We start from the raw sequence: 13,637 nt of genomic DNA, 5'->3' as shown, positions 1-13,637 counted from the left end.
CGCCTTCCTTAGACTGCCCGCATGGGAACCGACTGTCTGTTCTGCCGCATCGTCGCCGGAGAGATTCCGGCCACCGTGGTCCGTGAGACGCCCACCACGCTCGCCTTCCGCGACATCGACCCGAAGGCGCCGGTACACGTGCTGGTCGTGCCGAAGGAGCACTACGCGGACGTGGCCACGCTCGGCCAGGGCGATCCGGCGCTGGCCGGCGAGGTGCTGGCCACGGCCGCCGCGGTGGCCGAGGACGAGGGGCTGCTCGGCGACGGGTTCCGGCTGATGTTCAACACCGGCGCGTACGGCGGCCAGGAGGTCTTCCACGTGCACGCCCACGTGCTGGGCGGCGCGCCGCTGGGCCCGATGCTGGCTCGGAACCCCGGATGACCCTCGCCGTCGGCCGTACCGTGGCCGCCGGTCGTCTGGAACGGATGGTGCGGCAGGTCCAGGCGCAGGCCCGGGTGCCGGCGATCTCGGCCGCGCTGTACCGAGCCGACCGACCGATGTGGAGCTGCACCGTCGGCGGCACCGGCAACGACACGGCGCTGGACGAGCAGACCCGGTTCCGGATCGGTTCGGTGACCAAGACCTTCACCGCCGTGCTGGTCATGCAGTGCCGCGACGACGGGTTGCTCGACCTCGACGACCCGCTGAGCCGACACCTGGACCTGCCGGCGCACGGCGAGCTGACCGTACGTCGGCTGCTCTCGCACACCGCCGGGCTGCAACGCGAGCCGTACGGCGACGTCTGGGACACGCTGCGCGCGCCGGATGTCGACCGGTTGATCGCCGAGTTGGGCCGGGCCGAGCGGGTGCTGCCGGTGGGACGCCGCTACCACTACTCGAACCTGGGCATGGCGCTGCTCGGTCACCTGGTCGCCGAGGTGCGGGGTGGCACCTGGGCGGAGGTGCTCACCGAGCGGGTGCTGACCCCGCTGGGGTTGACCGCCACCTCCGTCGACCCGGGTCCGCGCGCCGCGACCGGGTTCCTGGTCGACGCGTACTCCGACGAGGCGCATCCGGAGCCGCCCACCGATTTCGGCGCGGTGGGGCCCGCCGCGCAACTGTGGAGCACGGCGACGGACATGGCCCGCTGGGCCGCCTTCCTGGCCGACCCGGCGGCGATGGACGCGGCGGGGCGGGTGCTCACCCCCGCCACCCTGGACGAGATGCGCTGGCCGGTGACGGTCACCGACGAGACGGTGTGGGCCGGCGGCTTCGGCCTGGGCCTGATCCTGGTGCCGCAGGGGGAGCGGGTGGTGCACGTCGGGCACGACGGGGCGATGCCCGGTTTCCTCGCCGGGGTGTACGGCCGACGGGGCGGCGAGGGCACCCCGGCCGCCCTCGGTGTCGCCGTGTTGGGCTCCTCCGGCACCGCCGCCGAGGTGCTGGAGTTGCCGCACCGGCTGCTCGCCACGGCGGTCGAACACGACCCGGCCGACATCGATCCCTGGCGGCCCGGTGAACCGGCGCCACCGGAGGTGCGGGGGCTGCTCGGGCGCTGGTGGGGCGAGGGCTTCGAGTACGTCTTCTCGTGGCACGACGGGACGCTGCGCGCCCGTGGCGCCGGTGACCCGCCAGGGAAGCCGCCGGCGGTGTTCGCCCCGGTGCCGCAGCGTCCGGACGTGTTCCGGACCGTCTCCGGCCGGGAGGCCGGTGAGCTGCTCCGGCTGACCCGGGACTCCGCGGGCGTGGTGGTCCGGATGCACTGGGCGACGTACCGCTTCACCCGTGGTCAGGAGACCTTCGAGGGTTTCGACTTCCGGTCCTGAGCCGGGCTCACCTAGGGTGGATTGACCGTTTTGTCCCGTGGTGCAGGGGGTCCACGGCGGCGGAAATGGGCAGCGTGTCCGCGCCGTGGACCCGATACGATGGGGGCAACGTCCGCACGCCGTGCCACGGGCCCGGCGCCGAAATCGAGAGCAGGTGGCGCAGGGCCCTTCGGCCCGACCTATGACCGGCACCCCACCTCCCGGCCCGCCCCGGGTGCAGACCAGGATCACGGTCCCCGACTCGAAGATCATGGTCAGCCTGCTCGGCGCGGGTGACGAGATCCTGCGACTGGTCGAGCGCTCGGTGAACAGTGACGTGCACGTGCGTGGCAACGAGATCACCATCACCGGCGCTCCCGCCGACAACGCCCTCGCCGAGCGGCTCTTCAGCGAGTTGCTCGAACTCATCGAGAAAGGCGAAACCCTGACCACAGATGCCGTCCGGCGTACCGTCGGCATGCTCGAACAGGGTGGTACGGAGCGACCCGCCGAGGTGCTCACCCTCAACATCCTCTCCCGGCGCGGGCGCACCATCCGGCCCAAGACGCTCGGGCAGAAGCGCTACGTCGACGCGATCGACGGGCACACCATCGTCTTCGGCATCGGCCCGGCGGGTACCGGCAAGACCTACCTCGCCATGGCCAAGGCGGTGCAGGCGTTGCAGGCCAAGCAGATCAACCGGATCATCCTGACCCGGCCGGCGGTCGAGGCGGGCGAGCGGCTGGGCTTCCTGCCCGGCACGCTCAACGAGAAGATCGACCCCTACCTGCGTCCGCTCTACGACGCGCTGCACGACATGCTCGACCCGGAGACCATCCCGAAGCTGATGGCGGCCGGGACGATCGAGGTCGCCCCGCTGGCCTACATGCGGGGGCGGGCACAGCCGTACGACGCGCGCGTACTGACGCCGGAAGGCTTCAAGCCCTTCGGGTCGCTGCGGGTGGGTGATCTCGTCATCGGCTCGGACGGGATGCCCACTCCGGTGATCGGGATCTACCCCCAGGGCCCGAAACAGGTCTATCGGGTGACCACGCAGGACGGGGCCTCCACCCGGTGCTGCGGTGAGCACCTGTGGACCGTGGCCACCCCTGAGGACCGGCGTCACGGAGGCCGTCGCACGCTCGAAACCCGCGAGATGATCGGCCAGGAGCGGCAGGGCCGGATCCACCGGTACGAACTCCCGGTGGTGGCTCCGGTCCAGCTGGAGCCGCAGGACGTACCGCTCGACCCGTACGCTCTCGGCCGGTTGCTCGGTTCCGGTCCGATCGCGGGCCGGGCGACGGCCGAACTCGCCCGCGCGATCGAGCTGCACCGTGGGGGTGACCACGACGAGGGCCACCGTGGCGCGGTGATGGTCGCGGACCGGGTGACGGTCGCGCTCCACGAGCTGGGTCTGGCCGAGACGGAGTTCGTGCCTTCCGTATACCTCCGCAACAGCGTCGAGGTCCGACTGGCCGTCCTGCAAGGGCTGCTGGACGTCGCCGGTGATCCGATCGGCCCGGCGGTGCGGTACTCGACGGCCGCTGCCCGCCTCCGCGACGACGTCGTCCACCTGGTCCAGTCACTCGGCGGCGTGGCGACCTGGCGTGTTCGAGAGGCCGAGGGCCGCATGCCGGGCCCGGCGGACGACCGAGCGGTCGGGCATGGGTCGGACGCCTACGTCGTGGAGATCCGTCTGCCGGAGGGCGTAGCGCCGTTCCGGCTGTCGGGTAAGCGCCGGCGGTACGAGGAGTGCGGCGGCGACCGGCCGACGCGCTTCATCGACTCGATCGTCCCCGCCGGTGTCCAGGAGACGATGTGTATCCAGGTGGCGGCGCAGGACTCGCTGTATGTCACCGACGACTTCCTGGTCACGCACAACACGCTCAACGACGCGTTCATCATCCTCGACGAGGCGCAGAACACCACGCCCGAGCAGATGAAGATGTTCCTCACCCGGCTCGGCTTCGGCTCCAAGATCGTGGTCACCGGTGACGTCACCCAGGTCGACCTGCCCGGCGGGACGACTAGCGGGTTGCGGGTCGTACGGGACATCCTGGGTAGCGTCGAGGACGTGCACTTCGCGCAGTTGTCCAGCGCCGACGTGGTCCGCCACAAGTTGGTCGGGGAGATCGTCGACGCGTACGCGCGGTGGGACGCCGAGAACCAGCAGGCGCAGGGCGTACACGCGGTGGCCGGGCGCAGTGCCCAGGGCAACCGCGGTGGCCGGCGTCGCTAACGAGGGAAGACAGTTGTCCATCGAGATCGCCAACGAGTCCGGTGCCGAGGTCGACACCGACGCAGTCCTCGCCGTCGCCCGGCACGCGCTCGACGAGATGGGGGTCAACCCGCTCGCCGAACTGTCCGTGTTGCTGGTCGACGTCGACTACATGACCGAGCTGAACCACCGGTGGATGGGTGGCGACGGCCCGACCGACGTGCTGGCCTTCCCCATGGACGAGGGCAGCGTCGACCACGGGCCGGGTGAGACCGCCGCCGGTGGCGAGCCGGCGTTGCTCGGCGACATCGTGCTCTGCCCGGAGGTGGCGGCGAAGCAGGCCGCGACCGCCGGGCACAGCACCGCCGACGAGTTGCACCTGCTCACCGTGCACGGTGTGCTGCACCTGCTCGGCTATGACCACGCGGAGCCGGAGGAGGAACGGGAGATGTTCGGGCTCCAGGCCCGGTTGCTGGCGAGCTGGCGGTCGGCCCGCTCCCGGTGATGGACACTCCGATGGCCGCGGCTGCCACCGGCCTCCCCGACCTGCAACTGCTCGTGTTCGCCGCCGGGCTGGTGGTGTTGGCCGGGCTGATCGCGATGACCGAGGCCGCGTTGACCGCGGTCTCCCCGGCCCGGGCCGCCGAGCTGGCCCGGGCGGGCATCCGGGGTGCCCGGACCCTCCAGGCGGTCGCCGGTGACGTGGTCCGGCACCTCAACCTGCTGCTGTTGCTCCGGCTACTCGCCGAGTTGACCGCCACCACGTTGGTGGCGCTGGTGGCGGTGGACACCTTCGGCGCGGGCTGGCGTGCGGCGCTGGTCACCGCCGGGGCGATGACCGTGGTCAGCTTCGTCGTGGTCGGGGTCGGCCCGCGTACCCTCGGTCGGCAGCACGCGTACGTGGTGGGCCGCTCGGCCGCGCCGCTGGTGCGCTGGCTGGGCCGGGTGCTCAACCCGTTGGCCTCCCTGCTGATCCTGATCGGTAACGCGGTCACCCCCGGGCGTGGTTTCCGGGAGGGGCCGTTCGCCACCCAGGTCGAGCTGCGGGAACTGGTCGACCTCGCCGAGCAGCGGGGAGTGGTGGAACACGGCGAGCGACAGATGATCCATTCGGTCTTCGCCCTCGGTGACACCATCGCCCGCGAGGTGATGGTGCCGCGTACCGAGATGGTGTGGATCGAGTCGGGCAAGAACCTCTCGCAGGCGTTGGCGCTGTTCCTGCGGTCCGGCTTCTCCCGGATCCCGGTGATCGGCGAGAGCGTCGACGACGTGCTCGGCGTCCTCTACCTCAAGGATCTGATCCGGCGTACCCAGGGCGGGGCCGCCGAGGACCGCCAGATCCCGGTGGCCGAGCTGATGCGGCCGGCGACGTTCGTGCCCGAGTCCAAGCCCGTCGACGACCTGCTGTCGGAGATGCAGGCCGCCCGCAACCACCTGGTCATCGTGGTGGACGAGTACGGCGGCACCGGCGGCCTGGTTACCATCGAGGACATCCTCGAGGAGATCGTCGGGGAGATCACCGACGAGTACGACGTCGAGCGTCCACCGGTCGAGCAGCTGCCCGACGGTGCGGTGCGGGTGACCGCCCGACTGCCGGTCGAGGATCTCGGTGAACTGTTCGACACCGAGCTGCCGCACGACGAGGTGGAGACGGTGGGCGGTCTGCTCGCGCAGTGCCTGGGGCGGGTGCCGATTCCGGGCGCGCAGGTCGAGCTGGCCGGGCTGCGACTGATCGCCGAGGGCACCACCGGCCGCCGCAACCGGATCGACACGGTGCTGGTGCGCCGGATCGAGCCGACAGACACGCAGGACGACCCGGGAGGCCCGCCGACCGCCTCCCGTTCCGACAACGACCGATCCGAGGAGAGGCAGCCCGCTGATGCCTGAGTCACCCGCCGTACCGGCCGCCCGGTCCACCGGCTCCGATCTGAGCGCCGAGGACAGCAAGCTGGTCATCCTCGCCCGGGGTGCCCGGGGACGGGTGGGCGCCGTGGAAGGTGCCGCGGTCCGGGACCAGGACGGCCGGACCTACGCGGCGGCGAGCGTGTCGTTGCCGTCGCTGACCATCACCGCGTTGCAACTGGCGGTCGCCTCGGCGGCTGCGGCGGGAGCCACCCGGCTGGAGGCCGCGGTGGTGGTGACCGAGGCGTCCACCCTGGACGGTGCCGGGTACGCGGCGGTCCGCGATCTGGCCGCCGACGCGCCGGTGCACGTGGCCGGGCCGGACGGCACCGTGCTCGGCACGGTGACCGAATGAGCGGGCTCGGTGTGCGGTGGCCCCGTGCCGGTGAGCGCGGTGGGATGCCGGCATGAGTGAGCACAGCTACCGGGCGGGTTTCGCGTGTTTCGTCGGGCGTCCGAACGCCGGCAAGTCCACGCTGACCAACGCCATCGTCGGGCAGAAGATCGCGATCACGTCGAACAAGCCGCAGACCACCCGGCATGTGATCCGGGCGGTGCTGCACCGGCCGGAGTCGCAGCTCGTGCTGGTCGACACCCCGGGGCTGCACCGTCCCCGCACCCTGCTGGGTGAGCGGCTCAACGACCTGGTGCGGCAGACCTGGAGCGAGGTCGACGTGATCGGCCTCTGTATCCCGGCCGACGAGCAGATCGGTCGTGGTGACCGGTTCATCACCGGTGAGCTGGCCGAGCTGAAGGCAACCGTGTTGGCGGTGGTCACCAAGACCGACCTGGTCGATCGCAAGCGACTGGCCGAGCAGTTGCTCGCCGTCAGCGAGCTGGGGGATTTCGCCGAGGTCGTCCCGGTCAGCGCGGTCTCCGGGCACCAGGTGGACACCCTGGTCGAGGTGATGACGCGGTATCTCCCCGAGTCGCCGCAGTTGTACCCGGACGACATGCTGACCGACGACCCGGAACAGGTGCTGGTGGCGGAGCTGATCCGCGAGGCCGCGCTGGAGGGCGTCCGGGACGAGTTGCCGCACTCCATCGCCGTGGTGGTGGAGGAGATGATCCCGGAGGGTCGGCTGACCAAGATCTACGCCGACGTGTACGTGGAGCGGCCCAGCCAGAAGGCGATCGTCATCGGGCACCGGGGTTCTCGGCTCAAGGCGGTGGGCACCGCCGCACGGCAGCAGATCGAGGAGTTGCTGGGCACGAAGGTCTACCTGGACCTGCACGTACGGGTGGCCAAGGACTGGCAGCGCGACCCGAAGCAGTTGCGCAAACTCGGGTTCTGAGGGGACCGGCGGTTCGGTCGAATCGGACTACCGCCCTCGGATCGAATGATCGGCACCGGTCAGGCATATGGGAAGTTTCACTGTCGCGGTGGGTGCCTGAGTGTTTCCTCGGCGGGCGTCGGAGGGTAGGAAGGTTAGAGCCTCCGCGCCCCCGACATAGATTCAGGCCGATGCGAAACAGATACCTGGACCTGCTGCGCGCCCTGGCCATCGTGCGGGTCGTCGTCTACCACGTCACCGGTTGGGCTTCGCTGACGCTGCTGTTCCCGGCGATGTCGGTGATGTTCGCGCTCGCCGGATCGCTGATGGCCACGTCCCTGCTGCGGTCCGGGCCGACGGCGGTCGGCCGTCGACTACGGCGGTTGCTGCCGTCGCTGTGGGTGGTCGCGGCGATCTTCGTGCCGGCGATGCTGCTCACCGGGCTGCCGTTCACCCCGGCGGTGCTGCTCTGGCTCTTCCCGGTGGCCGACCCTCCGGCCAACTACTGGGGAGCGCTGGCGCTGAGCCCCATCTGGTACCTGCGGGACTACCTCTGGTTCGTGCTCGCCTCCCCGGTCGCCCTGTGGCTGTTCCGCCGGTTCCCGCTGCCGACCCTGCTGGCTCCGTACTGCCTGCTGCTGGTCATCGAGGTGGGCATCTACGAGGATCCGCCGCTCGTGCTGCGCGAGTTCGCGCTCTACTTCGGTGCGTGGCTGTTGGGGTTCGCCCACCAGAGTGGAATGCTGCGCCGCCTCAATGGCTGGGTGCTGGGATCGACCGCGTTCGCGCTCGCGGCGGTGGGCGGTGCCTGGATCCTGACCCACCAGGGCCCACGTGGCTACGACATCAACGACATCCCGCTCGGCAACGCGCTCTGGTCGGCCGCGTTCATCCTGGTGGTGCTGGGTCGGGCCCCGGCGACCACCGCCTGGGTGGACCGTAGCGCGCTGGTCGAACGGGTGGTCACCGTGCTGAACCGGCGGGCGTTGACGGTCTACCTGTGGCACATGGCGTTCGTGGTGGCGCTCACCCCGCTGGTCGACGTGGTCGGCTGGTCACACCAGGATCTGCTGGGCCTGGCGATCCGGGTGGTCCTGGTCTTCCTGCTGGTGGGCCTGGTCACGGCGATGGTGGGTTGGGTCGAGGACGTGGCGGCGCGGCGTCCACCCGAGCTGGTCCCGGGCGGCCGGTCGAGGTCACGGGCCACCCGCCGGCCGGTGAAGTCCCAGGTCGGCGACGACCACGACCCGCCTGGTGATCCGGTCCCCGGAGCATCGGGCGACGAGGCGGGTCAGCGTACGGCGGAGGACGGCGAGCTGCCGTCCTCCCCGGCGACGCGGGCGGAACCGGTTCCGGAGCAGCGGAGCCGGGGCAGGGGCGTCATCGCGAGGTGACGGTGATGTCGCCGCTGCCGGTGTTCAGGTCCAGCACCGAGGCGGCGGACGGGTCGTGCTTCACGCCCAGGTTGATCTGGCCGGAGCCGGCCTTCGAACGGACCTGGTATGCCCCCTCGGGCACGCTCACCATGACGTCGCCACTGGACGCGTGCGCCCGTGCGGAGGTGGGCTTGCTCAGGTCGAGGGTGATGCTGCCGGACTTCGTCTCCGCGTCCACCTCGCCGCCGAGACGGCTGCCGGTCACGTCACCGGAGGAGGCCCGGATCACGACGGGCCCGGTGAGGTCGTACACCCTGATGTCGCCCGAGCCGGTCTCCACCCGCACCCGGTCGGTCGCCCCGGCGACCCGGACGTCACCGGAACCGACCTTGAGGTCCACCGTGCCGACGCGGCTGAGGTCGACGTCCCCGGAGCCGGTCTCGCCCCGTACGCCCACCCCCTCACCGGCCGTCACCTCGTAGGAGACGCTGCACCGGGAGCCGCAGGAGGTGTCCAGCACCAGCTCCGCGCCCTTGATCTGGTACGTCGTGTCCGGCTGGTCGCCCTGGTAGCGGACGACACGCTTGACGCGTACCCCGTCGACCCCGCCGTCGGCCCGGACCACCACGTCGCCGGAGCCGGGCAGCACCTGGATCGCGGTGATCCGGGCGGACTCGGTGGTGTCGAAGTCCAACTGCCGGTACGACAGGTTGTCACAGGCGGCCAGGACGATGAGGGTGGCGGTCGCGGCGATCGCCACGCCGGTCCGGCGTAGGACTGTCGCTCGCGGCGCGGCGGTGGGCCGATCTGTGACGGTGGTCCGGGTACCGGCGTTGGTCGGGTTCGAAGCCATGCCGAGCACGCTACGACCGGCGTCACCGGATGCGCATCCGGGTTCGTCGGCACGGCGACCCCGAGCGGACCCTGAATTCCGACCCGGGGTCGGACCTGATGTCCGGGCGGAGGGGAGAATGGCGCGATGGCCGGGTACCGCCGACAGCTCTACCGCGACGACGCGGTGGTGCTGCGTGTGCAGAAACTCGGCGAGTCTGATCGCATCATCACCCTGCTCACCCGACGTCACGGCCGACTCCGTGCGGTCGCCCGGGGAGTACGCCGGACCACCTCGAAGTTCGGGGCCAGACTGGAACCGTTCGGCCACGTCGACCTGCAACTGGCCGGCGACCCCAAGGGGGAGTTGGGCAGCTCGCTGCACACCGTGAGCCAGGTCGAGGGGATCGACCTCTACGGCAAACGGTTCCTCGGCGACTACCCCCGCTACACCGCCGCCAGTGCGATCGCCGAGACCGCCGAGCGCCTCACCCCGGTCGAGCGGGAGCCGTCGCTGCGGCTGTTCCAACTGACCCTGGGTGCGCTGCGTGCCCTCGCCGACGGCGAGCACGCCACCACGCTGGTGCTCGACGCGTACCTGCTGCGCGGGATGGCGCTGGCGGGCTGGGCACCGGCGTTGACGGCCTGCGCGGTCTGCGGCACCCCAGGGCGGCACCGGGCCTTCTCGGTCCCGGCCGGCGGCGCGGTCTGCCCGGACTGCCGACCACCGGGGGCCGCACACCCGGCCCCGGCCACCATCGACCTGATGTCGGCGCTGACCGTCGGTGACTGGCGGATCGCCGACGCCACCGAGCACGGGGTACGCCGGGAGTGCAGCGGCCTGGTCGCGGCGCACCTGCAATGGCACCTGGAACGCGCGCTACGCTCGCTGCCGCTGGTCGACCGGGGTGGTGTGTCGTCGGCCTCCGGCGCGGGGCGACCGGCCGGCGACACCGGCACCGTGGCCCCGGCCGGTGCAGCGCTGCCGCCCGACCGGGCGTCACAGGACGTGAGCAGGGAGAGTAACGAGTGATCCGATCGTCGCGGGCTGACCGGCGCGAGCCGGTGCCGCCGACACCACACCCGTCGGGAGCCCGACCACCGGAGCTGCCGCCGGAGGCGGTACCCCGTCACGTAGCCGTGGTGATGGACGGCAACGGTCGGTGGGCCAAGGAACGCGGGCTGCCCCGCACCAAGGGGCACGAGGCGGGGGAGTTCTCCCTCTTCGACACCGTCGAGGGCGCCATCGAGATGGGCATCCCGTACCTGTCGGCGTACGCCTTCTCGACGGAGAACTGGCGGCGCTCGCCGGACGAGGTGCGGTTCCTGATGGGCTTCAACCGGGACGTCATCCGCCGCCGCCGGGATCAGCTGGTCGAGCTCGGGGTGCGGGTGGTCTGGTCGGGTCGGGCCGGGCGGCTGTGGAAGAGCGTCATCAGCGAGTTGCAGACCGCCGAGGAGATGTCCCGTGGCAACTCGACGTTGACCCTGCAGTTCTGCGTGAACTACGGCGGACAGGCGGAGATCGCCGACGCGGCCGCCGCCATCGCCCGGGACGTGGCCGCCGGCCGGCTCGACCCGGCCAAGGTCACCGAGAAGACGGTCGGTCGGTACCTCTACCACCCCGAGGTGCCCGAGGTGGACCTGTTCCTGCGGCCCTCCGGCGAGCAGCGGACGTCGAACTTCCTCCTCTGGCAGAGCGCCTACGCCGAGCTGGTCTTCCTGGACACGCTCTGGCCCGACTTCGACCGTCGCCACCTGTGGTACGCCTGCGAGTTGTACGCCCAGCGTGACCGTCGCTTCGGTGGCGCGCTGCCCAATCCGGTGGCTCCGACCACCTGAGCGCTTAGCCGGCGGCAGCACGGGGTATCACCGCTGACAGCAGCCACTGACGGAGGTGAACCCATATGCTTCGCAAGCGCATCGGGCAGTGGGCGGTGATGGCGATCGCGGTGCCGGTCGCCGCCGCCGGGGCCCGGAAACTGAGCCACACGCTGGAGTCCCGCCGTGGCCCCAACCGGGCCACCCGCCTGCTCAACAAGGGCGCCGACCTGATCCGCCCCCGGCAGGCCAAGCGCCGCCGCTTCTTCTGACCCGACTGACGTCACAGGGCATCTCGCGGTATCCGATCCACCGGATACCGCGAGATGCCCGGTCGGCGTGAACTCAGGCCTCAACCTCGGCGCGGTCCGGCGTGGCCCACAGGGTGTGGAAGGAACCGTCCCGGTCGACCCGACGGTAGGTGTGCGCGCCGAAGTTGTCCCGCAGACCCTGGATCAGCGCGGCCGGCAGCCGCTCCGCGCGCAGCGCGTCGAAGTACGCCAGTGACGAGGCGAACGCCGGGGCCGGCACACCCGCCCGGGCCGCGTCGGCCACCACCCGTCGCCAGCTCGGCACGCCGTCGCGCACAGTGTCGGCGAACCACGGTGCCACCAGCAGGGAGGGCAGCTCCGGCTGCTCGTCGTACGCCTGCTTGATGCGGTCGAGGAAGCGGGCCCGGATGATGCAGCCGCCGCGCCAGATGGTCGCGGTGCCACCCAGGTCGATGCCCCAGTCGTACTCGGCGCTGCCGGCACGGATCTGGTCGAAGCCCTGGGCGTACGCGACGATCTTCGAGGCGAGCAGCGCCCGGCGTACGTCCTCGATGAAGGACTCGCGGTCACTGACCTGCCACTTCTCGCCGGCCTCCGGGAAGGCCCGCTGGGCGGCCTCGCGCTGACCGACGTGCCCCGACAGCGACCGGGCGAAGGTGGCCTCGGCGATACCGGTGATCGGGATGCCCAGGTCCAGTGCGATCTGGACGGTCCACCGGCCGGTGCCCTTCTGCTCGGCCCGGTCCTGCACCACGTCCACGAAGGGCCGCCCGCTGGCGGCATCGGTGTGCCCCAGCACGTCCGCGGTGATCTCGATCAGGAAGGACTCCAGCTCGCCGGAGTTCCACTCCCGGAAGATCTGCGCGATCTCCGCCGGCTCCGCGCCGAGCCCGGCCCGCAGCAGGTCGTACGCCTCGGCGATGAGCTGCATGTCGGCGTACTCGATGCCGTTGTGGACCATCTTGACGAAGTGCCCGGCACCGTCCGGCCCGACGTGCTGGCAGCAGGGTACGCCGTCGACCTGCGCGGCGATCTTCTCGAAGATCGGCCCGAGCTTGCGGTACGACTCGGGTGAGCCGCCCGGCATGATGCTCGGCCCCCACAACGCGCCCTCCTCGCCACCGGAGACGCCGGTGCCGACGAAGTGCAGGCCGTGGGCGCGCAGCGTCTCCTCCCGACGACGGGTGTCGGCGAAGTGCGCGTTGCCGCAGTCGATGATGATGTCGCCCGCCTCCAGTAGCGGCACCAACTCGTCGATCACCGCGTCGGTGGGACCGCCCGCCTTGACCATGATGATCACCGCGCGGGGGCGCTCCAGCGCGGCGACGAAGTCCGCCAGGGACTCCGTCGGGACGAAGGTGCCCTCGTCGCCGTGCTCCGCCACCAGCGACCGGGTCCGCTCCGGCGAGCGGTTGTGCAACGCCACGGTGAACCCGTTGCGGGCCAGGTTGCGGGCCAGGTTGCGGCCCATCACCGCCAGCCCCGTCACACCGATCTGCGCCGTAGCCCGATCCGCCATCCTCGTCGCCACCTTCCGCCGTCTGCCTGTAGTGCTGCGACGGTATCGCGGCCCCCTCCCGTCGTGCGTCGTCCCCCCACCGCTGGTCATCAGGTGGTCGCGTAGCGATGAGAACCCGGACGAGAACCGCTGCCGTTAATTCGCATGCGCCCGCTGCGAGCGGGCTGGTAGCGTGCGGGCATGCGCTACTGACGCCCCTTTATCCGAGCCGGGTCCGCCGCCGTCGAGCCGCGACCTGTGCGCTCCCGGGCGTCCGCGTGTGTCCACCCGCCATCGGCGGTGGTGGTGTCTTCCGTGGCCGGTCCCGGGCAGCAGTCCGAATCCGTTCGACCACCCAGGGGGTGGTCCGCACGAAACGGTCGACCGGCCACCGGTCGCCGACCGAGCGAGGAGGCACAGATGCCAGCCAAGCGCAGCCTGCGAAAGTCCCGTCCCGACCGCCACTCGGCCGAGCTCGCCGCCGTCACGCCGGCGAACCTGGACGATGTCGCGATCACGCCGAAGCCCACCCTGCCGGTTGTCCGGCCGAACAGGCCGAAGGCCGGGCCGCCGGTCACCGGCGCGGCCGGCGTCGGACGCGGGCAACGGCACGGGCACGTGCGCCAGTACGCCTTCCGGCGTAGCTGACGGTCCATCCGGGGCCGGGTGTGGAATGGGTACGCCCACCGCACCCGGCCTC

At 71.2% G+C, this 13,637-nt stretch carries 13 protein-coding genes and 2 pseudogenes; 13 read left to right on the top strand and 2 right to left on the bottom strand.

From position 1 onward, the window contains the following. Positions 1–21 precede the first annotated feature (21 nt). The 9 genes and pseudogenes from FF096_RS20050 to FF096_RS20015 all read left to right on the top strand — a co-directional run bounded on the left by FF096_RS20050 (position 22) and on the right by FF096_RS20015 (position 8,533). Positions 22–381, top strand: a complete 360-nt coding sequence (locus tag FF096_RS20050) for a histidine triad nucleotide-binding protein (protein ID WP_155220764.1) — start codon at positions 22–24, stop codon at positions 379–381. Continuing rightward, complete coding sequence (locus tag FF096_RS20045) at positions 378–1,766, top strand: serine hydrolase (protein WP_155220762.1); 1,389 nt, start codon at positions 378–380, stop codon at positions 1,764–1,766. Before FF096_RS20050 ends, FF096_RS20045 begins: the two co-directional genes overlap by 4 nt. 181 nt (positions 1,767–1,947) lie before the next feature. Next, positions 1,948–2,694: pseudogene (locus tag FF096_RS26780) on the top strand (PhoH family protein); the annotation flags it as partial. Positions 2,695–3,627: 933 nt separating this feature from the next. After that, positions 3,628–3,984: pseudogene (locus FF096_RS26775) on the top strand (PhoH family protein); the annotation flags it as partial. 13 nt (positions 3,985–3,997) lie between these two features. Continuing rightward, complete coding sequence (gene ybeY / locus FF096_RS20035; protein ID WP_155220758.1) at positions 3,998–4,468, top strand: rRNA maturation RNase YbeY; 471 nt, start codon at positions 3,998–4,000, stop codon at positions 4,466–4,468. Beyond that, positions 4,468–5,850, top strand: a complete 1,383-nt coding sequence (locus tag FF096_RS20030; RefSeq protein ID WP_155220756.1) for a hemolysin family protein — start codon at positions 4,468–4,470, stop codon at positions 5,848–5,850. Before ybeY ends, FF096_RS20030 begins: the two co-directional genes overlap by 1 nt. Further along, the gene (locus tag FF096_RS20025) at positions 5,843–6,220 is read left to right on the top strand and encodes a cytidine deaminase (RefSeq protein WP_155220754.1); all 378 of its coding nucleotides are present in this window, start codon (positions 5,843–5,845) and stop codon (positions 6,218–6,220) included. Before FF096_RS20030 ends, FF096_RS20025 begins: the two co-directional genes overlap by 8 nt. 52 nt (positions 6,221–6,272) lie before the next feature. Continuing rightward, positions 6,273–7,160, top strand: a complete 888-nt coding sequence (era, locus tag FF096_RS20020; RefSeq protein ID WP_155220752.1) for a GTPase Era — start codon at positions 6,273–6,275, stop codon at positions 7,158–7,160. Between the two features lie 170 nt (positions 7,161–7,330). Next, a complete protein-coding gene (locus FF096_RS20015; RefSeq protein WP_155220750.1) occupies positions 7,331–8,533 on the top strand; it encodes an acyltransferase in 1,203 nt (400 codons plus the stop codon). On the opposite strand, the gene FF096_RS20010 is transcribed toward FF096_RS20015, so the two are convergent. Next, positions 8,520–9,368, bottom strand: coding sequence for a DUF4097 family beta strand repeat-containing protein (locus FF096_RS20010; RefSeq protein WP_155220748.1), 849 nt, complete (start codon positions 9,366–9,368; stop codon positions 8,520–8,522). The genes FF096_RS20015 and FF096_RS20010 overlap by 14 nt on opposite strands. 126 nt (positions 9,369–9,494) lie before the next feature. Here FF096_RS20010 and recO point away from each other — a divergent pair, with 126 nt between their 5' ends. The 3 genes from recO to FF096_RS19995 all read left to right on the top strand — a co-directional run bounded on the left by recO (position 9,495) and on the right by FF096_RS19995 (position 11,439). Continuing rightward, positions 9,495–10,379: a DNA repair protein RecO gene (gene recO / locus FF096_RS20005; protein WP_155220746.1), complete on the top strand. Its 885-nt coding sequence runs from the start codon at positions 9,495–9,497 to the stop codon at positions 10,377–10,379. Between the two features lie 32 nt (positions 10,380–10,411). After that, complete coding sequence (locus FF096_RS20000; RefSeq protein ID WP_309223650.1) at positions 10,412–11,188, top strand: isoprenyl transferase; 777 nt, start codon at positions 10,412–10,414, stop codon at positions 11,186–11,188. A 65-nt stretch (positions 11,189–11,253) separates the two neighbouring features. Continuing rightward, positions 11,254–11,439, top strand: coding sequence for a hypothetical protein (locus FF096_RS19995; RefSeq protein WP_155220744.1), 186 nt, complete (start codon positions 11,254–11,256; stop codon positions 11,437–11,439). A 73-nt stretch (positions 11,440–11,512) separates the two neighbouring features. Here FF096_RS19995 and gndA read toward each other — a convergent pair whose 3' ends face one another. Next, positions 11,513–12,958, bottom strand: a complete 1,446-nt coding sequence (gene gndA / locus FF096_RS19990) for an NADP-dependent phosphogluconate dehydrogenase (RefSeq protein WP_155220742.1) — start codon at positions 12,956–12,958, stop codon at positions 11,513–11,515. Between the two features lie 399 nt (positions 12,959–13,357). Here gndA and FF096_RS19985 point away from each other — a divergent pair, with 399 nt between their 5' ends. Beyond that, positions 13,358–13,585, top strand: a complete 228-nt coding sequence (locus tag FF096_RS19985; RefSeq protein WP_155220740.1) for a hypothetical protein — start codon at positions 13,358–13,360, stop codon at positions 13,583–13,585. Positions 13,586–13,637 lie beyond the last annotated feature (52 nt).

The sequence above is a fragment of the Micromonospora sp. CP22 genome (assembly GCF_009712475.1).
Lineage (GTDB): Bacteria > Actinomycetota > Actinomycetes > Mycobacteriales > Micromonosporaceae > Micromonospora.
The sequence above is the reverse complement of the archived record's forward strand: the minus strand, read 5'-3'. Positions and strand labels throughout refer to the sequence as shown.

Coding starts and splice junctions, on each gene's coding strand:
- FF096_RS20050 (WP_155220764.1), top strand. CDS start 22: ATGGGAACCGACTGTCTGTTCTGCCGCATCGTCGCCGGAGAGATTCCG.
- FF096_RS20025 (WP_155220754.1), top strand. CDS start 5,843: ATGCCTGAGTCACCCGCCGTACCGGCCGCCCGGTCCACCGGCTCCGAT.
- FF096_RS19985 (WP_155220740.1), top strand. CDS start 13,358: ATGCCAGCCAAGCGCAGCCTGCGAAAGTCCCGTCCCGACCGCCACTCG.
- gndA (WP_155220742.1), bottom strand. CDS start 12,958: ATGGCGGATCGGGCTACGGCGCAGATCGGTGTGACGGGGCTGGCGGTG.
- FF096_RS20010 (WP_155220748.1), bottom strand. CDS start 9,368: ATGGCTTCGAACCCGACCAACGCCGGTACCCGGACCACCGTCACAGAT.
- FF096_RS20045 (WP_155220762.1), top strand. CDS start 378: ATGACCCTCGCCGTCGGCCGTACCGTGGCCGCCGGTCGTCTGGAACGG.
- recO (WP_155220746.1), top strand. CDS start 9,495: ATGGCCGGGTACCGCCGACAGCTCTACCGCGACGACGCGGTGGTGCTG.
- era (WP_155220752.1), top strand. CDS start 6,273: ATGAGTGAGCACAGCTACCGGGCGGGTTTCGCGTGTTTCGTCGGGCGT.
- FF096_RS19995 (WP_155220744.1), top strand. CDS start 11,254: ATGCTTCGCAAGCGCATCGGGCAGTGGGCGGTGATGGCGATCGCGGTG.
- FF096_RS20030 (WP_155220756.1), top strand. CDS start 4,468: ATGGACACTCCGATGGCCGCGGCTGCCACCGGCCTCCCCGACCTGCAA.
- FF096_RS20015 (WP_155220750.1), top strand. CDS start 7,331: ATGCGAAACAGATACCTGGACCTGCTGCGCGCCCTGGCCATCGTGCGG.